This is a genomic window from Arthrobacter sp. E44 (assembly GCF_041877125.1).
GTDB lineage: Bacteria > Actinomycetota > Actinomycetes > Actinomycetales > Micrococcaceae > Arthrobacter.
This window is the reverse complement of record NZ_JBHDJA010000008.1, coordinates 13,591-34,561: the sequence shown is the minus strand read 5'-3', so window position 1 is coordinate 34,561 and position 20,971 is coordinate 13,591. Positions and strand designations below refer to the sequence as shown.

Genomic DNA, 20,971 nt, shown 5'->3' with positions numbered 1-20,971 from the left:
ATGGCACTGACAGCATCAGTCAAGGAAGAACTGTCCCGTCTGGACATCAAGAAGTCATCAGTGCGCAAGGCTGAAGTCTCCGCAATGCTCCGGTTCGCCGGGGGACTGCACATCATCTCCGGCAGGATCGTCATCGAAGCGGAAGTGGACCTGGCGTCCACTGCCCGCAGGCTCCGTGCCGCCATCGCCGAGGTCTACGGCCACCAGAGCGAAATCATCGTGGTCTCCGCCGGTGGACTGCGGCGCGCCAGCCGCTATGTGGTGCGCGTGGTCCGTGACGGCGAGGCACTGGCCCGCCAGACCGGCCTCCTGGACGGGCGCGGCCGGCCCGTGCGCGGGCTGCCATCCGCCGTCGTCAATGGTTCAGCGGCTGACGCCGAGGCCGTATGGCGCGGCGCGTTCCTGGCCCACGGTTCGCTGACCGAACCGGGCCGCTCGTCGTCGCTGGAGGTCACCTGCCCTGGGCCGGAATCCGCCCTTGCCCTGGTGGGCGCCGCCCGCCGGCTGGACATCCAGGCCAAAGCACGGGAGGTCAGGGGAGTGGACCGCGTGGTCATCCGCGACGGGGACACCATCGCCGCACTCCTGACGCGCATGGGAGCCCACGATGCGCTGATGGTGTGGGAGGAACGTCGCATGCGCAAGGAGGTCAGGGCCACAGCCAACCGGCTGGCCAACTTCGATGACGCCAACCTGCGGCGCTCCGCCCAGGCCGCCGTGGCCGCCGGCGCACGCGTGGAGCGGGCGCTGGAGATCCTGGGCGACGACGTTCCGGACCACCTGAAGTACGCGGGCGAACTGCGGGTGGCGCACAAGCAGGCAAGCCTTGACGAGCTGGGCCGGCTGGCCGACCCCGTCATGACCAAGGACGCCATCGCCGGACGGATCCGCCGCCTGCTGGCCATGGCGGACAAGCGTGCGCTTGACCTGGGCGTTCCCGGAACGGATGCCAATGTGACGCCTGAAATGCTGGACGAGTAGGCGCCCCATAGAATCAAAAAGAATTCCGGGCACCAGCTGCCCGGATGCACAATCCGAGCGTTACCAAACCGGACCTCCGGGTCCACGATATTGGAGGATTTTGTGACCGAGTACGTATTGCCGGAACTCAGCTACGACTACGCCGCCCTTGAACCGCACATCTCCGCGCGGATCATGGAGCTGCACCACAGCAAGCACCACGCCACCTACGTGGCAGGCGCCAACAACGCCCTGGCCCAGCTGGCCGAGGCACGTGAAAAGGGCGACTTCGCCAACATCAACCGGCTCTCCAAGGACTTGGCGTTCCACACCGGCGGACACATCAACCACTCAGTGTTCTGGAAGAACCTGTCCCCGGACGGCGGCGACAAGCCCGAAGGTGAGCTGGCTGCCGCAATCGATGACGCGTTCGGCTCCTTCGACGCCTTCCGCGCCCAGTTCTCCGCCGCAGCCCTTGGCCTGCAGGGATCGGGCTGGGGTTTCCTGGCCTACGAGCCCATCGGCGGAAACCTGGTCATCGAGCAGCTCTACGACCAGCAGGGCAACACCGCCCTGGGAACCATCCCGCTGCTGATGCTGGACATGTGGGAGCACGCCTTCTACCTGGACTACGTGAATGTAAAGGCCGACTACGTCAAGGCGTTCTGGAACATCGTGAACTGGGCAGATGTTGCCCAGCGCTTCGAGGCAGCACGCGCCAACGCAACGGGACTCATCACCCTCCCGTAGTGACGGGCGCTATACATCGATGTAACAAACTTCACATTCTGACTTAAACCGGCCGGGATGTGGACCGTCCGCCCCCGCACTTGCGGGGGCGGACCCAGTTAAACGTAAGATAGGTCACGGAAGGCGGTTAGCCTTCAGCAATGAGGCTGGTCGCCCTCCGTGTAAATCATCTCTGCCCAATGGCGTGCGGGATCTGTTAGTTGGCTTCAACGCCCGCTCAACTAGTAGTGCTTCTCAAAGCACCAAGGAGACTGTAAAAGTGACGACCCGTATTGGAATCAACGGCTTTGGCCGTATTGGCCGCAACTACTTCCGCGCAGCGCTTGCCCAAGGCGCGGACCTGGAGATCGTTGCAGTCAACGACCTCACCAGCCCCGAAGCCCTGGCGCACCTGTTCAAGTACGACTCGGTCGGCGGCCGCCTGAAGGAAACCATCGAGGTCAAGGATGGCAACATCGTCGTCAACGGCAACGTGGTCAAGGTCCTGGCCGAGCGCGATCCCGCCAACCTCCCCTGGGGCGAACTGGGCGTGGACATCGTTATTGAATCCACCGGTTTCTTCACCAAGGCTGCAGACGCGCAGAAGCACATCGCCGCCGGCGCCAAGAAGGTCCTGATCTCCGCTCCGGCCTCGGACGAGGACATCACCATCGTGATGGGTGTCAACCACAACCTCTACGACAACGCCAAGCACAACATCATTTCCAACGCCTCCTGCACCACCAACTGCCTCGGCCCGCTGGCCAAGGTGGTCAACGACGAATTCGGCATCGAGCGTGGCCTGATGACCACCGTGCATGCCTATACCGCCGACCAGAACCTCCAGGACGGCCCCCACAAGGACCTGCGCCGGGCCCGCGCTGCGGCCATCAACATGGTTCCCACCTCCACCGGTGCCGCCAAGGCCATCGGCCTGGTGCTGCCGGAGCTCAAGGGCAAGCTGGACGGGTACGCCATCCGCGTCCCCGTGCCCACCGGCTCTGCCACCGACCTCACCGTCACCGTGTCCCGCGAGACCACCGTTGAGGAAGTCAACGCAGCCCTCAAGCGCGCTGCGGAATCCGAAGAGCTCCAGGGCTTCCTGACCTACACGGACGAGCCCATCGTCTCCTCTGACATCGTGGGCGACCCCGCCTCCTCGATCTTCGACTCCGGCCTGACCAAGGTGATTGGCAACCAGGTCAAGGTTGTTTCCTGGTATGACAACGAGTGGGGCTACTCCAACCGCCTCGTCGACCTCACGGAGCTCGTGGCATCCAAGCTGGGCTAGGGTTAGACACATGACATCTCACACCCTCAACGAACTGATCGCTGAAGGTGTCCGCGGGCGGTACATTCTGGTTCGAAGTGACCTGAATGTGCCGCTCGACGGCTCTACAGTCACTGACGACGGCCGCATCAAGGCCTCACTTCCAGTGCTGGCAAAGCTCACGGACGCCGGTGCCCGCGTGCTGGTAACAGCCCACCTTGGACGCCCCAAGGGCGCTCCGGAGGACAAGTACTCCCTGCGTCCTGCAGTGGACCGGCTCGCCGAACTGGCCGGCTTCAAGGTGACCCTTGCGGCCGACACCGTCGGTGATGCCGCCAAGTCTGCCGCGGCATCCCTGCAGGACGGCGAAGCCCTGGTCCTCGAAAACGTCCGCTTCGACGCCCGCGAAACCAGCAAGGACGACGCCGAACGCGGCGCCTTCGCCGATGAACTGGTGGCCCTGACCGGCAGCAACGGCGCTTACGTGGACGATGCCTTCGGCGCCGTCCACCGCAAGCACGCAAGTGTCTACGACGTCGCCACGCGGCTGCCGTCCTACCAGGGCGACCTGGTGCACACAGAGGTGGAAGTCCTCCGGAAGCTCACCACCGACACCCAGCGCCCTTACGTGGTGGTGCTCGGCGGTTCCAAGGTCTCGGACAAGCTCGCGGTCATCGCCAACCTGATTGGCAAGGCTGACACCATCCTGGTGGGCGGCGGCATGCTGTTCACGTTCCTGGCAGCGCAGGGCCACAAGGTCGCCTCGAGCCTGCTCGAGCAGGACCAGATCCCGGTGGTCCAGGACTACCTGAAGCGGGCCGCGGACGCAGGAACCGAATTCGTGGTTCCCACGGACGTCGTCGTGGCGGAGAAGTTTGCCGCCGACGCCGCGCACGAAACGGTCGCCGCCGACGCCATTGAAGGCGGCAGCTTCGGTGCCCAGGGCATCGGCCTGGACATCGGACCCGATACCGCTGCCGCCTTTGCCGACCGGATCAAGGGCGCACGCACTGTCTTCTGGAACGGCCCCATGGGTGTCTTCGAGTTCGAGGCATTCTCGGCAGGCACGCGCGCCATTGCCCAGGCCCTCACCGAAACCGACGGCTTCACCGTGGTGGGCGGCGGCGATTCCGCTGCAGCGGTACGTACCCTGGGGTTCGCCGACGACCAGTTCGGCCACATCTCCACGGGCGGCGGTGCCAGCCTGGAATACCTCGAAGGCAAGGAACTCCCGGGCCTCAGCGTCCTGGACCGGTAGTACGGGCCTCGCAGTCCTCCGGCCGGCAGGTTGCCCGCGGCAGCCTGCCGGCCGCACACATATCAAGAACCTTTTGGAGAATACGTGACTACGTCAACGAACGGCGCTTTCGACCGCAAGCCCTTCATCGCGGGCAACTGGAAAATGAACATGGACCACGTGCAGGGCATCACCCTTCTGCAGAAGCTGGCATGGACCCTCTCCGACGCCAAGCACGACTACAGCCGCGTTGAGGTGGCCGTCTTCCCGCCGTTCACCGACCTCCGCGGCGTGCAGACCCTGGTCCAGGGCGATGACCTGCAGATCGCCTACGGCGCCCAGGACCTCTCGCAGTTCGATTCCGGAGCCTATACGGGTGACATCTCGGGCCAGTTCCTGAGCAAGCTCGGCTGCAAGTACGTCCTGGTGGGCCACAGCGAACGCCGCACTATCCACAACGAATCCGACGACGTCGTCAACGCCAAGGTCAAGGCCGCGTTCAAGCACGGCATCATCCCCGTACTCTGCGTCGGCGAGGGCCTGGAGATCCGCCAGGCCGGAACCCATGTTGAAAACACGCTGCAGCAGCTGCGGGCCGGAGTGGCCGGGCTGACCAACGAACAGGCCGCCGAACTGGTGGTTGCCTATGAGCCGGTCTGGGCCATCGGCACGGGCGAGGTGGCCGGCCCGGAAGACGCGCAGGAGATGTGTGCCGCCATCCGGGCAGAACTCGAAAGCCTCTTTGGCGCCGACGTGGCCGCAAAGACCCGCCTGTTGTACGGCGGGTCAGTCAAGGCCAATAACGCTGCTGCCATCCTGCAGGAGCGCGACGTGGACGGCCTCCTGGTGGGCGGCGCCAGCCTTGACCCGGCGGAGTTTGCTAATATTGTCAGGTTCGAGAGCCACCTGGTCGCGGACTAGCCCGCAACCGGCACACACTCCCGCAATTCCAACTTCTGAAAGGCCGTCGTGGACGTTCTTCATGTCATTCTGCAGATCCTCCTGGGCATCACCAGCCTCCTTCTGACGCTGCTGATCCTCCTGCACAAGGGACGCGGCGGCGGCTTGTCCGATATGTTCGGTGGCGGCATGAGCTCAGGCCTCAGCTCTTCAGGCGTGGCAGAACGTAACCTCAACCGCTTCACCATCATCCTGGGTGTCACCTGGGGCTTGGTGATTATCGCACTCGGCCTGATCATGCGGTTCAGCGGCGGGGACTCCTGAGCTCTGCAACTGAATAGAGGCCTGCGGCACTCCCGCCGCCCGGCCCTGACATCTAAACTGTGGCTGTCGGTTATCGGCAGCCACAGTTTTGTTTTAAGCTGCGGGTGCCGGCGTCCCCTTCGAAGCAGGAGTTCCCATGGTCCATCCAGCATCAGGCTTCCGCGGCACCCGGGCCGGGGTGACAGCAGGCTCAGGGTCCAGCCTTCAATCCAATGACACGTCCTCGCGCCCCTTGCCACGGATCAGGGTGTCGTACTGGTGCGCCAAGGGCCACGAGACGCAGCCCGTGTTCCTGAAGATGCCGGAGGACCAGATTCCCCGCACGTGGGACTGCCGGCGCTGTGGCGGCCCCGCTACCCGCGACGGGAACGTGGCGGCTCAGGACGATCTGTTCGACGACGGCTACAAGAGCCACCTGGAATACGTTAAAGAACGGCGCTCCGGCCAGGACGCCGAAGATGTCCTGGCCGGAGCGCTGGAAAAGCTACGCGCCCGCGGCGTCCTTTCGGACGAGCTGCTGCGGGACACGTGAGGCTGCGTTTTCGTCAATTAACCACAGGGTACGGGACGTACCGCGGGGGCCTGAGGCAGGCACCTGCACCGGGTTGGCCCCAGCCAGGGCAAGCCCCACTGCTCCGGCCTTGTCCTCGCCGGCCACCACCATCCACACCTCGGAAGCCGTGTTGATGGCGGGAAGGGTCAGGGAGATCCGCAGCGGCGGCGGCTTGGGGGAGTTCCGGACACCCACCACCGTGCGGCCCTTTTCCCGTATCCCGGCCTGCTCCGGGAAGAGCGATGCAATGTGGGCGTCGGGTCCAACACCGAGCAGTACCACGTCCAGCCGGGGGAGCGCTGACGGTTCCTCTGGCCGGTCGTCGGACATGTCGGCCGCATGCTCGGCTGCTGCCGCTTCCCTCAGTTGCCGGGCGTAATCATCCGCGGCCTCCTCGGGAGTGCCGAAATCGTCAGACGAACCAGGGGAGTGGACACGTTCCGGGTCCACCGGAATATGCGAGAGCAACGCATCAAAGGCCTGTTTCGTATTGCGGTCCGGATCGGCGGAAGCAACAAAGCGTTCGTCACCCCACCAGAAGTTCACCTTGGACCAGTCGACGGCGGGCGCCGCCGGTGAGTCCGCAACGGCCTTCAGCGTGCCGATTCCCACGGTTCCCCCGGTGAGCACCACGGTGGCTTCGCCGTACTTGTCCTGCACATCAACGAGCTTGGTGATCAGGCGGGCCGCGATGGCAGCCATGAGGACGGACGAATCAGGATGGATGCTTACTCGTGGGTCAACGCTCACTGGGTCGGACGCTCCTTAGATTGGTACGTGGCAGTCCAATAGTAATCACTTCACCAAACACTTCATCCGGGTCCAGGCGGCGGAGTTCTTCGGCGAGGCAGTCGCGGAGGCTGCGGCGGGGGAGCGAGATCCGCTGTGCCGGCTGGCCCGGCTGGGTCAGTTCCGCCACGGACAGTCCCGGACGGAAGAGCTGGACGTCGCCGCCGGGTCGGGTGAGCCGGACGCGCCGGATCCCGGTTCCGGCCGGGTCCGCCACGATCGTCACCGGGGCATCCAGGGTCAGGGTGAGCCAGGCCGCGAGCAGGATGGTGGAGGGTGAGTCCGAGGCGCCTTCGACGGCAACGGCCGTCACCGGGGAGGAGTCCACTTCATCCAGGGCCGCGGCGAGTTGGATACGCCAGTTGGTGAGGCGGGTCCAGGCGAGATCGGTGTCGCCGGCCTTGTAGGTCCGGTGGATCCGTTCGAGCGCGGCTTGGGGATCGGGCTCGTTCGCGGAGTCGGTGATCCGGCGGTGGGCGATCGCTCCAATGGAGGTCTCACACGCGTTCTCCGGGGCGCCATGCGGCCACCAGGCCACAATGGGTGCGTCGGGGAGCAGCAGCGCGGCGACCAGGGACTCACTTTCGTGGGCGAGCTGGCCGTAGCCGCGCAGCACGATAACCTCGGAGGCCCCGGCGTCCCCGCCGACCCGGATCTGGGCGTCCAGCCGGTCCGCTGCGTCCTTCCCGGCGTCGGCGAGCACGATGATCCGGCAGGGGTGTTCGCGGGAGGCGTCGTTGGCGGCCTCGATCGCTTCTTCCTCCAGCCCCGATTTCGTGACGACCACCAGGGTCAGGACCCGGCCCAGGGCGATCACCCCGCCCTGCTGGCGCAGGGCCATGAGTTTCTTGGAGACCTTGGACGTGGTGGTATCGGGCAGGTTAACGATCATGGCCTTCTCCAGGTTCGTCCGTCACGGGCCAGCAGCTCATCAGCGCTGGCGGGCCCCCAGGAACCGGGGGCGTAGGGTTCGGGCTGCTCGTCCAGCGACGCCCAGTACTCCTCGAACGGGTCAAGGATCTTCCAGGACAGCTCCACTTCCTCATGCCGCGGGAACAGCGGCGGCTCACCCAGCAACACGTCCAGGATCAACCGCTCATAGGCTTCAGGACTGGATTCGGTGAAGGAGTGCCCGTAGCCGAAGTCCATGGTCACGTCGCGGACTTCCATCTGGGTGCCGGGGACCTTGGAGCCGAACCGGATGGTCACGCCCTCGTCGGGCTGGACCCTGATGACCACGGCGTTCTGCCCGAAATCGTCCTCCCCGTGGTCGCGGAAGAGCAGGTTGGGGGCGCGTTTGAACACCACCGCGATCTCCGTCACCCGCCGACCCAGCCGCTTGCCGGCGCGCAGGTAGAACGGGACGCCGGACCAGCGCCTGGTGTGGATGTCCACCCGTATTGCCGCGTAGGTTTCCGTGGTCGAGTCCGCCGGGATGCCTTCCTCCTCCAGGTAGCCCAGGACCTGCTCCCCGCCCTGCCACCCGCCGGTGAACTGCCCACGTGCCGAATGCGTGGACAAATCCTCGGGGAGTTTGACCGCGGCGAGGACCTTTTCCTTCTCCGCGCGCAGGTCATCGGCGTTGAACGAAATCGGCTCCTCCATCGCCGTGAGCGCCAGCAACTGCAGCAGATGGTTTTGGATCACGTCCCGGGCCGCGCCGACCCCGTCGTAATACCCGGCCCGGCCGCCGGTGCCGATGTCCTCGGCCATAGTGATCTGGACATGGTCCACATAGTTCGCGTTCCACAACGGCTCGAACAACTGGTTCGCAAAGCGCAGCGCCAGGATGTTCTGCACCGTTTCCTTGCCCAGGTAATGGTCGATCCGGAACACCGCGTCCGGAGGGAACACCGACTCCACAATGTCATTCAGCTGCCGGGCCGATTCCAGGTCATGCCCGAACGGCTTCTCGATCACCACCCGCCGCCACTTGTCCCCCTCGGCCTGCGCCAGGCCATGCTTGGACAGCTGCCGGCAGACCTGCTCGAACGCCTTGGGCGGGATCGAGAGGTAGAACGCGTGGTTCCCGCGGGTGCCGCGGACATCGTCGAGTTCCTTGATTGTCTCGCCGAGCCGCTCGAATGCCGCGTCGTCGTCGAACTCGCCCTGGACAAACCGGATGCCCTCCGAGAGCTGGTTCCACACCGCCTCATCAAACGGCGTCCGGGCGTGGGCCTGGACCGAGGCCTTCACCTCAGCGGCGAAATCCTCCTTGTCCCACTCCCGCCGGGCGAACCCCACCAGCGCGAAACTCGGCGGCAACAACCCACGATTAGCCAAGTCATACACCGCCGGCATCAGTTTCTTCCGGGCAAGATCCCCCGTCACCCCAAACAACACAAGCGACGATGGACCCGCAATCCGGTTCAAACGGCGGTCCCGCGGATCACGCAACGGATTACGCGGGCGGCCCGCGCCCTTTCGGCCGTATTCAGTTTCTGGCATGTTGCTTTTGCGCCTTAGCTTTCGGTTGCGGATGCGCGGGTGGACAGTGCAGCGACGATGTCCTGCAGCTGTGCCACGCCGGCGGCACGGTCAGTGAGGTGGAGGCGCAGCACGGGACGGCCGTGTTCGCCCAGTACCTGGGCGTCGCCTGCAGCCTGGGCGGCGATGAGCTCGCCGAAGGTGAACGGCCGGTCCGGGATCGCCAGATCCTCGGCGGGTGCTGCGGTGACCTGGAGAAACACGCCGATGGCCGGTCCACCCTTGTGGAACTGGCCGGTGGAGTGCAGGAAGCGCGGACCCCAGCCAAAGGTTACCGGGCGGCCCGTAGCCGCCGCCAGTTCGTCACGGATGCCCTCAAGCCCGGCGAAGGCGAGCCGGTCGAAGTAGGCCTGGACGCTCAGGTAGCTGTCGGAGCCGAGTGTACCCAGCAGGGCCTTGACGGCACCTTCTGCTGTGGCGGCGTCGCCGAGCCAGTCGCCTCCGCGCACCTCAATGGCGCCGTCAACGAAGGCGGCCGGTGTGGGTTCCGGCTGGGCGTCCAGCAGTCCGCGCGCAGCCACCTTGGCGGCCTCGACGTCGGGCTGGTCGAAGGGGTTGATGCCCAGCAGGCGCCCGGCCACGGCGGTGGCGAACTCCCACACCATCATCTGGGTGGCCAGGCCACCGGCGATGGCCACCTGGTTTTCGCCGAGTTCGACGTCGGCGTCTGCGGCCACGAGCCGGACCACCAGGACATCGGACGCGCCAGAGGTGACTTCCGGCGCCTGGGGACCCGCAACTACCGGAAGGATCCCGGTGCCCAGCTTGCCGGTCGATTCGGCAATGAGCTGTTCGGCCCAGTCGGCGAAGCCAACAATGCCGGAGCCGTCTTCGGCGATGACGATCTTGTTGCGCAGCGGGCTGGTTCCACCCAAGGCCGTGCCCAGGGCCAGCCCGATGTTCTCAGGGGCGTCATCGTTGAGGATTTCCGCAGCTTCCTCGGCTTCGTCCAGGAAGGCCTGGATGTCCACGCCGGCCAGGCCGGAGGGGACCAGGCCGAAGGCGGTCAGGGCGGAGTAGCGGCCGCCGACGTTGGGGTCGGCGTTGAAGACGGCCCGGTAGCCGGCCTCCCGGGAGGCCTTGTCCAACGGCGAGCCCGGGTCCGTGACAATGATGATCCGGCTCTTGGCGTCCACGCCCGCCTCGGTGAAGGCCTGTTCGAAGATGCGCCGCTGGGAATCGGTCTCCAGGGTGGATCCGGACTTGGACGAGACCACGATGGCGGTCTGGGCCAGCCGGTCCGCGAGGGCAGCCCTGACCTGGTCCGGGTCAGTGCTGTCCAGCACGGTCAGCTCGACGCCGGCGGTGCCTGCGATGACCTCGGGGGCCAGGGAGGATCCGCCCATGCCGCAAAGCACGATCCGGCTGACTCCTTCGGCGCGCAGGGCATCACGGAGTTCCAGAATGTCCTTGACCAAGGGCTGGGAGACTGTGGCTGCCTCCACCCATCCGAGGCGGATTGCCGACTCGGACTCCGCGTCGGGACCCCACAGCGTGTGGTCCTTGGCAAAAATCCGCGTGGCAATCCGGTCCTCCACGAGGGCGGGAAGGTGCTGTTCAAGCGCCTTCTGCGCCGCGCCGGTGGCGTCGTAGCTGAGAGTGCTCATGGGTGTTAGGAAGCCTTCCGTGCAGAGGCAAGGGCGCCTTCGACGTCGGCCAGCAGTTCTTTCCAGCTGGCCACGAACTTGTCCAGGCCTTCGGTTTCGAGCAGCGCGACGACCTCGTTGTAGGACACGCCAAGCTTTTCCAGGGCGTCGAGCGTGGCGTTGGCGTCATCGTAGGTGCCCCTGACGGTGTCGCCGGTGACCACGCCGTGGTCGTACGTGGCGTCCAGGGTCTTCTCCGGCATGGTGTTCACGACGCCGGGCGCGACCAGTTCAGTGACGTACAGGGTGTCCGGGTAGGCCGGGTCCTTGACGCCGGTGGAGGCCCACAGCGGGCGCTGGGGGAGTGCGCCGGCGTCGGCCAGCAGGGCCCAGCGCTCGGTGGCGAAGAGTTCCTCATAGACCTGGTAGGCCAGGCGGGCGTTTGCCAAACCGGCCTTGCCTTTCAGGGCCTTGGCTTCGTCGGTGCCGATCTTGTCGAGCCGCTTATCGATTTCGGTGTCCACGCGGGAGACGAAGAATGAGGCAACGGAGTGGATCTTGGACAGGTCGTGGCCGTTTTCCTTGGCCTGCTCCAGGCCGGACTGGAAGGCGTTGATCACCGCGCGGTAGCGCTCCAGGGAGAAGATCAGGGTCACGTTGACGCTGATGCCTTCGGCCAGGGTTGCCGTGATGGCTTCGAGGCCCTCGATGGTTGCCGGGATCTTGATGTGGACGTTGTCCCTATTGACGCGCTGGGAGAGGTGCTTGGCCTCGGCGATGGTTCCCGCGGTGTCCCAGGCGAGGCGCGGGTCCACTTCGATGGAAACGCGCCCGTCCACGCCCTTGGTGGCGGCGGCAACGGGGGCGAACAGGTCGCAGGCGTCAGCGACGTCGGTGGTGGTGATCTCGAAGATCGTGTCCTCCACGCTGGCACCTTCTGCCGCCTTGCCGGCAATGATCTGGTCGTAATCGGTGCCGGCGGTGATGGCGGCGTGGAAGATCGACGGGTTGGTGGTCACACCAACCACGTTCTTTTCCTCGATGAGCTTGCGGAGGGTGCCGGTCTCCAGGCGTCCGCGGGAAAGGTCGTCGAGCCAGATGGAGACTCCGGCGTCGGAGAGCTGCTGGGTGGGAGTAGTCATTGCTGTATCTCCTGAAGTTTGGGTTTAGGCCTGGGTGGCGGCGAGGGAGTCCTTGGCGGCGGCGGCAACTGCTTCTGCCGTGATGCCGAACTCCTGGAAGAGCCGCTTGTAGTCGGCGGAAGCGCCGTAGTGCTCAAGGCTGACGGAACGGCCGGCGTCGCCAACGAATTCGCGCCAGCCCAGGGCCAGTCCTGCTTCAACCGAAACGCGTGCCTTGACGGCGGCGGGCAGGACGGATTCGCGGTAGGCGGCGTCCTGCTTCTTGAACCATTCAACGCACGGCATGGACACGACGCGGGCTGCGATGCCCTCGGCCTGCAGTGCTTCGCGTGCCTGGACTGCGAGCTGGACCTCGGAACCGGTGGCGATCAGGATGACGTCGGCCGGAACGGTGGCGCCGTCCTTGGATGCTTCGGCCAGGACGTAGCCGCCCTTTGCCACACCCGCGGTGGATGCGAAGGTGTCGCCGTCGGCGTCGCCCTCACCGCGTTCCCAGGTAGGAATGTTCTGGCGGGTCAGGACGATGCCTGCGGGGTTGGCGTGGTTTTCCAGCATCGTCTTCCATGCCGCTGCCACTTCGTTGGCGTCGCCGGGGCGAACGACGTCCAGGCCCACGATGGCGCGCAGCGAGGCGAGCTGCTCAACCGGCTGGTGCGTGGGACCGTCCTCGCCCAGCCCGATGGAGTCGTGGGTCCAGACGTAAAGGGACGGCACACCCATCAGGGCGCCGAGGCGGATGGCAGGGCGCTGATAATCAGAGAAGATCAGGAAGGTGCCGGAGAACGCGCGGGTGTTGCCGGCCAGGGTGATGCCGTTCACGATCGAGGCGGCAGCATGCTCGCGGATGCCGAAGTGCAGGACGCGGCCGTAGGGGTTGCCGGACCATGCATCGGTCTGCTTGGAGGCGGGCACGAAGGACGGCGAGTCCTCGATGGTGGTGTTGTTGGACTCCGCGAGGTCGGCCGAACCGCCCCACAGTTCGGGCAGGACCGGGCCGAGTGCATTCAGGACCTTGCCCGATGCCGCGCGGGTGGAGACGTCCTTGCCGGCCGGGAAGACCGGGAGGGCTGCGTCGACGCCCTGGGGCAGCTCCTGCGCCTCGAGGCGCTGCAGGAGTGCGGCACCTTCGGGGTTGGCTTCCTGCCACGCGGTGAAGGACTCTTCCCATTCCTTGCGCTCTGCGGCGCCGCGTTCCACCACCTGGCGGGCGTGGTCGAGGACCTCCTGGTCCACCTCGAAGGACTTGGCGGGGTCGAAGCCGAGGACTTCCTTCAGCGCTGCAACCTCATCGCCGCCCAGGGCCGAGCCGTGGATCTTTCCGGTGTTCTGCTTCTTGGGGGCCGGGTAGCCAATAATGGTGCGCAGCGAGATGATGGACGGCTTGGAGGTCTCGGCCTTGGCGGCCAGCAGGGCGCTGTAGAGCTCCTGGACGTCTTCCTTGTATTCGCCGGTGCGGGTCCAGTCCACGCGCTGGGTGTGCCAGCCGTAGGCTTCGTAACGCTTCAGGACGTCCTCGGTGAAGGCGATGTCGGTGTTGTCTTCGATGGAGATGTGGTTCTCGTCGTAGATGACCACAAGGTTGCCCAGTTCCTGGTGCCCGGCCAGCGACGAGGCTTCGGCGGTAACGCCTTCCTGGAGGTCGCCGTCGGAGGCGATGACCCAGATGGTGTGGTCGAACGGCGACTGGCCGGCCGGAGCGTCGGCGTCAAACAGGCCACGCTGGCGGCGCTGGGAGTACGCAAAGCCAACCGATGATGCCAGGCCCTGGCCCAGCGGGCCGGTGGTGATCTCCACGCCGGCGGTGTGCTTGTACTCCGGGTGGCCGGGGGTCAACGAGCCCCAGGTGCGCAGCGCTTCGAGGTCCTTCAGTTCCAGCCCGTAGCCGGAGAGGAACAGCTGGATGTAAAGGGTCAGCGATGTGTGGCCGGGGGACAGGACGAACCGGTCACGGCCCAGCCACTGCGGATCGCGCGGATCGTGGCGCATCAGCTTCTGGAAGAGGAGGTAGGCAGCCGGTGCCAGGCTCATGGCGGTTCCCGGGTGTCCATTGCCCACCTTCTCCACGGCGTCGGCAGCCAGGACGCGGATGGTGTCCACCGCCTTCTGGTCCAAGCTGGTCCATGACAGTTCTTGCTCTTCCAAATGTGGCACGAAAACCGGGCCCCTCTCTGTGCTGGCGGCGGCGGTACACCGGATCCGATTGAGGGCGCGTGTATGGCGCCCGCTGCGGTGTGTACCAGCCGTCCACCATCGAAACGTTGATCCTTGCATTCAGTCACGGACAGCAGCGGGAATGCGTTTTCCACCGCTTTCTTGCTGCGTGCTGATCTGGTGACAGCTTAGCTCTTATCCATACTCCGGGCGGGCCAAATCTCACGTTTTGGACGCAATTTCCCCTTTTGTGAATCACCATCACGACGTCGTGAGTTAATCTGCTCGAATGGGCCCGCGAGCGATCAAATGCGCATATGGCAGGGCCGGGACAGCGCCCCGGGCGCGGTATGATATTCGGAGGCCAACGCCGGGTGTGCATATCCAACGCCGTCCGGGGTTTCCCGACTGTTGCACGCACCTGATGCATTTCCTTCCTTAGTGCCGTGCCCGGGCTCGGGCCGCAAGACCGGAGCTGCACTGCCAGCCTCAAACTGCCACACAGAACGGGTGACTGCCACCGTGAGCACAACAGATACGCCGCTGAAAGCATCCCGGGCCTCCGGCGCCGGGTTTGCCCGTAAGGCCAAGGCGTATCTCGCCCTCACCAAGCCGAGGGTCATCGAGCTGCTCCTGGTGAGTACTCTGCCCACCATGATCTATGCGGAGCGCGGCTTCCCGTCCATCGGGCTGATCCTTGCCACCCTGGTGGGTGGAGCCTTCGCCGCTGGCAGTGCCGGAGCTTTCAACTGCTACATCGACCGTGACATCGACAAGCTGATGCACCGTACGGAAAACAGGCCCCTGGTCACCGGTGAAGTCACCCCGCGCGAGGCACTGGTGTTCTCCTGGCTGCTTGGCGCGGCCGCAATCGCCATCCTCTGGTTCGGCGCCAATCCGTTGTCAGCCTGGCTGGGCTTGGGAGCCATCTTCTTCTACGTGGTCATCTACACCATGATCCTTAAGCGGCGCACCGCGCAGAACATCGTGTGGGGCGGCGCAGCGGGCTGCTTCCCGGTGCTCATTGCGTGGGCTGCCGTGACCAATTCCGTGGAGTGGCCGGCCGTCATCCTGTTCATGGTGATCTTCCTGTGGACACCGCCGCACTACTGGCCCCTGTCCATGCGCTACGGCGAGGACTACCGGAATGCCAACGTCCCCATGCTTGGCGCCATCGCCGGCGCCAAGGTGGTGTCTGTCCAGGTGGTCCTGTATGCCTGGGCCATGGTGGCCTGCTCGCTGTTGATGATTCCGGCAGGCGGCGCCGGCTGGGTCTACACCCTTACCGCCATCCTTGCAGGTGCCTGGTTCCTCTATGAGTCCCACGCCCTGTACGGCCGTGCCCAGCGTGAGGACATCCCTGACAAGCGCGCCATGAAGGTGTTCCATGGCTCCATCAGCTACCTGACGCTGCTGTTCATCGCCCTGGCGGTGGACCCCTTCATTGGGCATGCCATCATCGGCTAGCCCTGCCATCCCAGCCCGGACTGGACCAGCGGCTTCGCACTTCGTGTGGGGCCGCTGCTCTGTTTAACCGGACCCGCCCCCTCAGTCGGGCCGATGGTTCATCGCGTGCCGCCGCTCGTCCTGCCCGGCCCTGCGCGAAGCCATGGATGCCCTAATTCCGTTGCCTCGGCGAACGATTTGACATTTTTGTCATATCTATCACTTTAGCTGTCATTGAGGATGACATGCTGCTTACGGTGGAGCTGCCCCTTCCCCTGACGCAAAGGAAATTCCATGGATGCCCGTCCCCCCACCGTTCCCGCTCCCAGCCACAGCCCGCCGGGTGGCAAGGGAGGCGGCCGCCGCTTCACGTTCGCCGGCCGCCTGTTCACTGCGCACCTAAGCAAAGACCTGCCGGCATCCCTGGTGGTGTTCCTTGTGGCCCTCCCGCTCTCCCTGGGCATTGCAGCAGCATCGGGGGCGCCCATCATGGCTGGCCTCATCGCCGCCGCCGTTGGCGGAGTCGTGGCCGGAAGCCTTGGCGGTTCTCCGCTGCAGGTGAGCGGACCTGCGGCCGGCCTGACCGTCGTCGTGGCCGGACTGGTCCAGGAATTCGGCTGGCAGGTGACCTGCGCCATCACGGCAGCGGCCGGCGTCGTGCAGCTCCTCCTGGGGATCAGCCGGGTGGGGCGCGCCGCCCTTGCCGTCTCGCCCGTGGTGGTCAAAGCCATGCTGGCGGGCATCGGCGTCACCATCATCCTGCAGCAGCTGCACGTGCTGCTCGGATCCGAGCCCGCCGGATCTGCGTTCGAGAACCTCACGGCCTTGCCTGCGGCCATCACCAACCTGGAACTGCATGCTGCCCTGCTGGGTCTGGCCGTCGTGGCCATCCTCCTGTGCTGGAAGTTCCTGCCGGCCGCTGTCCGGCGTGTGCCCGGCCCCCTTGCCGCGGTCACCGCAGGCACCGTACTGGCCGTGGCCTTTGCCCCAGGTGTTGAGCGCATTTCCCTGGACGGCTCCATCTTTGACGCCATCGCACTGCCGCGACTGCCTGACGGGAACTGGCGCGCCTTCGCCTTCGCAGTGCTCACCATGGCCCTGATCGCGAGCATCGAATCCCTCCTGTCCGCCGTGGCCGTAGACAAGATGCAGACCGGCCCCCGGACCAACCTCAACCGGGAGCTCATTGGCCAGAGCGCCGCGAACATCGTTTCGGGCTCACTCGGCGGGTTGCCCGTGACGGGCGTCATTGTCCGCAGCGCCACCAACGTGGAGGCCGGCGCCGCCACCCGCATGTCCGCAATCCTGCACGGCGTGTGGGTCCTCGCGTTTTCGGCCCTCTTTGCTGGACTGATCCAGTTGATCCCGCTGGCGGTCCTGGCCGGTTTGCTGGTGGTGATCGGCGCGCGGCTGATCAAGCTGGCGGATATCCGCACCAGCCATCGGACCGGGGACCTGGCCATCTATGCGGTGACCCTGGTGTGCGTGGTGTTCCTGAACCTGCTCGAAGGGGTGATGATTGGCCTGGCCCTCGCCGCTGCCCATGTCCTCTGGCGCGTCCTGCGCACCCCCATCCGCGCGCACCGCCCCGCGGCACCGTCGTCGCCCTGGCGTGTGACCATCGCCGGCTCGTGCAGCTTCTTCGCGCTGCCGAAGCTGAGCGGAGTCCTCCAGTCTGTTCCCGCCGGCGCCGACGTGGTGGTGGAGCTGAACGCCGACTATGTGGACCACTCGTTCCGTGAGGCCCTGCTCGCCTGGCAGCTCCAGCACCAGGCCACGGGCGCCACGGTGATCCTTGAAGAGCATGGCAACACCGTGTTTCAGGACGCTGCGCGCCAGGCTCCCCGGCGCGAGGACGCCACCGAACTGCCCCTTCCGCCCCGCAAGGTGCCGCTGCTGGTGGGTATCAATAAATACCACCGCCGGTTCGCCCACCAGGTGCGCCCACTTGTCCATGACCTGACGGACGCGCAGAACCCGGACAGCCTGTTCGTGGCCTGTGTGGATTCCCGCGTCAATCCAAACCTGATCACCAGCAGCGGCCCGGGGGACCTGCTCACCCTGCGCAACATCGGCAACGTGGTATGCAGGGACGCGGGCCAGGAGGCTTCGATCGACGCCACCCTTTCCTTTGCCGTCAACGGCCTTGGCGTACAGTCCCTGGTCATTTGCGGCCATTCCAACTGCGGCGCCATGAAGGCGGTGCTCGCAGAGGCTGACGGTGCTGACAACAGCTCCCTCGGCGCGGCATTCGCAGGCTGGCTGGACCACGCCCGCCCCAGCTACGCGGAACTCCTGGCCGGACATCCGGTGGGCAAGCAGGCCGCGCAAGACGGCTACAGTACCGTGGACCAGCTGGCCATGGTCAACGTGGCTGTACAGCTGGCCAAGTTGCAGGAGCATCCGGTGGCCGGGCCGGCGCTGGCGGCCGGAAAGGTGCAGGCCGTAGGACTCTTCTACGACATTGCCACGGCGAAGGTCCTGCGCATCACGGCCGACGGCATCGAGGACCTGGACGGATCCTTCGACGCCGGGGTGCAGGGTCGGGCCCTGGCCGACCGGTAGCTCAGGCGGCAGCCGTTAAACGGCAGGCGCCCCGGCCCAAATGGTCCGGGGCGCCTGCCATCTGTCGCGGGGGGCAGCGTGTTGCAGCGGTTTACCTTACGGAACTGCGCGTCTCCACCGCGCTGGAGTGGGCGATGTCCCAGGCGTTGGTGGAGGCGGCCATCAGCAGCGCCGCGCCAAGCATGTGGGCGGCAACCAGCAGCGCCGGGATGCCGTTGTAGTACTGCGTGAAGCCGATGATGGCCTGGAGGATGGTGACGCCCAGGAGCATCAGCACGGCGGTGCGGAACGGGCCGGTGATGCGGCGCCTGAAGACCAGTATCAGGGCCACCACGGTACCGGCGGTGACCAGATAGGCGGGAACCGCGTGGATGTGGGAGAACAGGTCCCAGTCCAGGTTGTTGCGGGGGGCATCGGCGTCGCCGGCGTGCGGACCGGCGCCGGTGACCACCACGCCGAGCATCACGGCGACGGCGGAGAAAAGGGCGACGGCGGCCGTCACCGGACGCAGCACGGCAGGCAGTGCGGGGGGCCGGGCAGCAAGGAAGCGGCCGGTGCGGCCGAACGCGCGGTTCACCAGCAGGGTGGCGAACACCACGAGGGCCATCGACACGAGGAAGTGCAGGCCCACCACCCACGGGTTGAGGTTGGTAAGGACTGTGATGCCGCCAATCACCGCTTGCGCCGGAATGCTGGCGAGCAGTCCGAGGGCCAGCAGGAAAAGGTCCTTGCGTTCCTTCCGCAGGTTCCACAGGTACACCAGCATGAGGGCGGCCACGGCAGCCAGCGCGAAGGTCAGGAGCCGGTTCCCGAACTCGATGAAGCCGTGGATGCCCATTTCCGGGGTGTTCACAATCGAGTCGGATGTGCAGCGAGGCCACGTGGGGCAGCCCAGGCCTGATGCAGTCAACCGGACGGCGCCGCCGGTGACCACCAAAAGCGTCTGGCCGATCAGGGACGCTACGGCGAGCCGGCGGATGCGGACGTCCACGGTGCGTGGGAGCCGCGAGGCCAGGCGGCCGGCGAGCTGGGGAAGGCGTGAAGCCGTGGACACGATTATCTCAATTCCACTTGAACCAACGGATGGCTGCAGCCCCGGCAATAACCGTCCAGAGCAGCAGGATAAGGGCGGCGCCGCCGTTCACGGCCCCGCCCAGGAAGGCGGCGCGCATCGATTCACCCAAGGCGCCGGAAGGCAGGAAGTGCACCACCGCTTGCGCGGCCGCAGGCAGCCTTTCGGCCGGGATCACAATCCCGCCCATGGCTCCCAAAAGGATCCACAGAAGGTTGGTGATGGCCAGCGTGGCTTCCGGCCGGACCGTCCCGGCCACCAGCAGCCCAAGCGCCGTGAACGCCGCCGCGCCCAGCGCAAGCAGGGCCAGCCCCGGGAACCAGCCCGCCGCCGTCGGCTGCCAGCCGAGGGCCAAGGCGACAAGGCCCACCACCACCACTTGGATGCACAAAACGGCCAGGACTGAAAGGACCTTGCCGGCAATCAGGCCGCCCCGCCCCAGCGGAGTGGTGGACAGGAAGCGGAGCACGCCGTAGCGGCGGTCGAAACCGGTGGCGATGCCCTGCCCGGTGAAGGCGGTGGACATGGCGCACAGGGCCAGGATCCCCGGGACGGCCACGTTGATGCGGCTGGAGCCCATGCCGTCCAGGAAGGGGGTCACCGTCAGGCCGACCAGTGCCAGCAGCGGGAGCACGATTGCCAGGATCAGCTGCTCGCCGTTCCGCAGCATGGTCAGTGCCTCGTATTTGCCCTGGAGCAGGACGCGGCGCGCCAGGGACGCCGGCTGCTGCGTCTCCTGCAATGCTGCCCCGCTCATCGGATGTCCTTTCCTGAAATGTCCAAAAAGACGTCTTCAAGGCTACGCGCCTCAAGGCTCAGGGATGCCGGCATGATGCCCTTCGCTTCCCACCACTGCGCCAGCGCGGACAGGTGGCGCGGCGTGAGCGCGCCGGTCACGGTGTAGCTGCCGGCACGGGCTTCGGAAAATTCCACGTCGTCCGGCAGCACTGCGGCCAGGTCCAGTCCGGCCGGGGCTTCAAACGCGAGCGTCCGGACGTGCTCTGCGCCGTGTTCGGTGGCCGGGCTGCGCTGCAACAGTTCCTGGACAGTTCCTTCGGCCACGTTGCGGCCGCCGTCGATTATGTAGACATAGTCCGCCAGGCGCTGGGCGTCATCCATGAGGTGGGTGGTCAGGATGATGCCCATGCCGCCATCACGCAGCTCCGCGATCAGGTCGAACACGAGTTGGCGGGACTGCGGGTCCAGGCCGGCGCTGGGCTCGTCAAGGAACAGTACTTCCGGCCTGCCGATGAGGGCGGCGGCAAGCGCCAGCCGCTGCTTCTGGCCTCCGGACAGCCTGCGGACGCTGGTGCGGCTGAAGGTATCGATGCCAAGGCGGCCCACCAGGTCCTCGAGCGGCCAGGGGCGGGCGTAGAGCCCGGCGATGTGCCGCAAAAGCGGCAGGGGCCTGGCCGACGGCGGGAGGCCGCCGTCCTGGAGCATCACACCTACGCGGGAGCGCAGCCCGGCGCCGGCCATCGCGGGGTCCTCGCCCAGCAGCGAAATGCTGCCGCCGGTACGTTTCTGCAGGCCCTGAGCGCATTCGAGGGTTGTTGTCTTCCCGGCACCGTTGGCGCCGAGCAGGGCAGTTACCTGGCCGCGTTCGGCAACGAGGGAAACACCGCTGACTACCCGAAGCATCTTGCCGTCCATACTGGACAAGGGGCCAACGTCCTTGATGAGCCCATGAATGGACAGGACGGGGGACTGGGGGGATCGCACCACAGTATTCTACGGGATGTAGTATTTAGCGCTGTCCC

The 20,971-nt window shown here is 66.0% G+C and carries 18 protein-coding genes; 9 read left to right on the top strand and 9 right to left on the bottom strand.

Annotation, left to right across the window (positions count from 1 at the left end; all coding sequences use genetic code 11):
- From whiA to ACETK3_RS08930, 7 genes are all read left to right on the top strand, one after another.
- A complete protein-coding gene (whiA, locus tag ACETK3_RS08960; protein ID WP_142133916.1) occupies positions 1-981 on the top strand; it encodes a DNA-binding protein WhiA in 981 nt (326 codons plus the stop codon).
- A gap of 102 nt (positions 982-1,083) precedes the next feature.
- Positions 1,084-1,710 carry a superoxide dismutase gene (locus ACETK3_RS08955; protein WP_236802614.1) on the top strand — a complete coding sequence of 209 codons (627 nt, stop codon included), beginning with the start codon at positions 1,084-1,086 and terminating at the stop codon, positions 1,708-1,710.
- A gap of 259 nt (positions 1,711-1,969) precedes the next feature.
- Positions 1,970-2,980 (top strand): type I glyceraldehyde-3-phosphate dehydrogenase, encoded by a 1,011-nt coding sequence (gene gap / locus ACETK3_RS08950; RefSeq protein WP_142133914.1) that lies wholly within the window; start codon positions 1,970-1,972, stop codon positions 2,978-2,980.
- Between the two features lie 10 nt (positions 2,981-2,990).
- Positions 2,991-4,217, top strand: a complete 1,227-nt coding sequence (gene pgk, locus ACETK3_RS08945) for a phosphoglycerate kinase (protein ID WP_306970133.1) — start codon at positions 2,991-2,993, stop codon at positions 4,215-4,217.
- Positions 4,218-4,301: 84 nt separating this feature from the next.
- Positions 4,302-5,117 (top strand): triose-phosphate isomerase, encoded by an 816-nt coding sequence (tpiA, locus tag ACETK3_RS08940; protein ID WP_236821940.1) that lies wholly within the window; start codon positions 4,302-4,304, stop codon positions 5,115-5,117.
- Between the two features lie 48 nt (positions 5,118-5,165).
- Positions 5,166-5,420, top strand: a complete 255-nt coding sequence (gene secG, locus ACETK3_RS08935; protein WP_236802620.1) for a preprotein translocase subunit SecG — start codon at positions 5,166-5,168, stop codon at positions 5,418-5,420.
- Positions 5,421-5,556: 136 nt separating this feature from the next.
- Positions 5,557-5,952 carry an RNA polymerase-binding protein RbpA gene (locus tag ACETK3_RS08930; protein ID WP_306970130.1) on the top strand — a complete coding sequence of 132 codons (396 nt, stop codon included), beginning with the start codon at positions 5,557-5,559 and terminating at the stop codon, positions 5,950-5,952.
- On the opposite strand, the gene pgl is transcribed toward ACETK3_RS08930, so the two are convergent.
- Genes pgl through tkt form a run of 6 tightly spaced genes read right to left on the bottom strand, consistent with a single transcriptional unit; the run spans position 5,905 to position 14,119 of the window.
- Positions 5,905-6,723 (bottom strand): 6-phosphogluconolactonase, encoded by an 819-nt coding sequence (pgl, locus tag ACETK3_RS08925; protein WP_306970128.1) that lies wholly within the window; start codon positions 6,721-6,723, stop codon positions 5,905-5,907. The genes ACETK3_RS08930 and pgl overlap by 48 nt on opposite strands.
- Positions 6,713-7,654, bottom strand: a complete 942-nt coding sequence (locus ACETK3_RS08920; protein ID WP_373992763.1) for a glucose-6-phosphate dehydrogenase assembly protein OpcA — start codon at positions 7,652-7,654, stop codon at positions 6,713-6,715. The genes pgl and ACETK3_RS08920 overlap by 11 nt, the downstream gene beginning before the upstream one ends.
- Positions 7,651-9,210, bottom strand: coding sequence for a glucose-6-phosphate dehydrogenase (gene zwf / locus ACETK3_RS08915; protein ID WP_236802626.1), 1,560 nt, complete (start codon positions 9,208-9,210; stop codon positions 7,651-7,653). The genes ACETK3_RS08920 and zwf overlap by 4 nt, the downstream gene beginning before the upstream one ends.
- A 14-nt stretch (positions 9,211-9,224) precedes the next feature.
- Entirely contained in the window at positions 9,225-10,856 is a 1,632-nt protein-coding gene (locus ACETK3_RS08910) for a glucose-6-phosphate isomerase (RefSeq protein WP_306970125.1), read from the bottom strand.
- Between the two features lie 5 nt (positions 10,857-10,861).
- A complete protein-coding gene (gene tal, locus ACETK3_RS08905) occupies positions 10,862-11,977 on the bottom strand; it encodes a transaldolase (RefSeq protein WP_236802630.1) in 1,116 nt (371 codons plus the stop codon).
- A gap of 24 nt (positions 11,978-12,001) precedes the next feature.
- A complete protein-coding gene (tkt, locus tag ACETK3_RS08900; protein ID WP_236802855.1) occupies positions 12,002-14,119 on the bottom strand; it encodes a transketolase in 2,118 nt (705 codons plus the stop codon).
- A gap of 519 nt (positions 14,120-14,638) precedes the next feature.
- Here tkt and ACETK3_RS08895 point away from each other — a divergent pair.
- Together ACETK3_RS08895 and ACETK3_RS08890 are read left to right on the top strand one after the other, a co-directional pair.
- Entirely contained in the window at positions 14,639-15,595 is a 957-nt protein-coding gene (locus tag ACETK3_RS08895; protein WP_236821943.1) for a heme o synthase, read from the top strand.
- A gap of 273 nt (positions 15,596-15,868) precedes the next feature.
- Positions 15,869-18,139, top strand: a complete 2,271-nt coding sequence (locus tag ACETK3_RS08890; RefSeq protein WP_373992762.1) for a SulP family inorganic anion transporter — start codon at positions 15,869-15,871, stop codon at positions 18,137-18,139.
- 91 nt (positions 18,140-18,230) lie between these two features.
- Here the strand turns inward: ACETK3_RS08890 and ACETK3_RS08885 are convergent, their stop codons facing one another.
- The 3 genes from ACETK3_RS08885 to ACETK3_RS08875 are packed head-to-tail and all read right to left on the bottom strand — an operon-like array spanning position 18,231 to position 20,933.
- Entirely contained in the window at positions 18,231-19,193 is a 963-nt protein-coding gene (locus tag ACETK3_RS08885) for a heme A synthase (RefSeq protein WP_306970122.1), read from the bottom strand.
- 7 nt (positions 19,194-19,200) lie between these two features.
- On the bottom strand, positions 19,201-19,968 hold the full coding sequence (locus ACETK3_RS08880; RefSeq protein WP_237430407.1) for an ABC transporter permease: 768 nt from the start codon (positions 19,966-19,968) through the stop codon (positions 19,201-19,203).
- Positions 19,965-20,933, bottom strand: a complete 969-nt coding sequence (locus ACETK3_RS08875; protein ID WP_306970119.1) for an ABC transporter ATP-binding protein — start codon at positions 20,931-20,933, stop codon at positions 19,965-19,967. Before ACETK3_RS08875 ends, ACETK3_RS08880 begins: the two co-directional genes overlap by 4 nt.
- Between the last annotated feature and the right edge of the window lie 38 nt (positions 20,934-20,971).

Excerpts from the sequence above, each read along its gene's own strand:
- whiA (WP_142133916.1), top strand. The coding sequence starts at position 1 with ATGGCACTGACAGCATCAGTCAAGGAAGAACTGTCCCGTCTGGACATC.
- pgk (WP_306970133.1), top strand. The coding sequence starts at position 2,991 with ATGACATCTCACACCCTCAACGAACTGATCGCTGAAGGTGTCCGCGGG.
- ACETK3_RS08930 (WP_306970130.1), top strand. The coding sequence starts at position 5,557 with ATGGTCCATCCAGCATCAGGCTTCCGCGGCACCCGGGCCGGGGTGACA.
- ACETK3_RS08920 (WP_373992763.1), bottom strand. The coding sequence starts at position 7,654 with ATGATCGTTAACCTGCCCGATACCACCACGTCCAAGGTCTCCAAGAAA.
- zwf (WP_236802626.1), bottom strand. The coding sequence starts at position 9,210 with ATGCCAGAAACTGAATACGGCCGAAAGGGCGCGGGCCGCCCGCGTAAT.
- ACETK3_RS08910 (WP_306970125.1), bottom strand. The coding sequence starts at position 10,856 with ATGAGCACTCTCAGCTACGACGCCACCGGCGCGGCGCAGAAGGCGCTT.
- tal (WP_236802630.1), bottom strand. The coding sequence starts at position 11,977 with ATGACTACTCCCACCCAGCAGCTCTCCGACGCCGGAGTCTCCATCTGG.
- ACETK3_RS08890 (WP_373992762.1), top strand. The coding sequence starts at position 15,869 with ATGGATGCCCGTCCCCCCACCGTTCCCGCTCCCAGCCACAGCCCGCCG.
- ACETK3_RS08880 (WP_237430407.1), bottom strand. The coding sequence starts at position 19,968 with ATGAGCGGGGCAGCATTGCAGGAGACGCAGCAGCCGGCGTCCCTGGCG.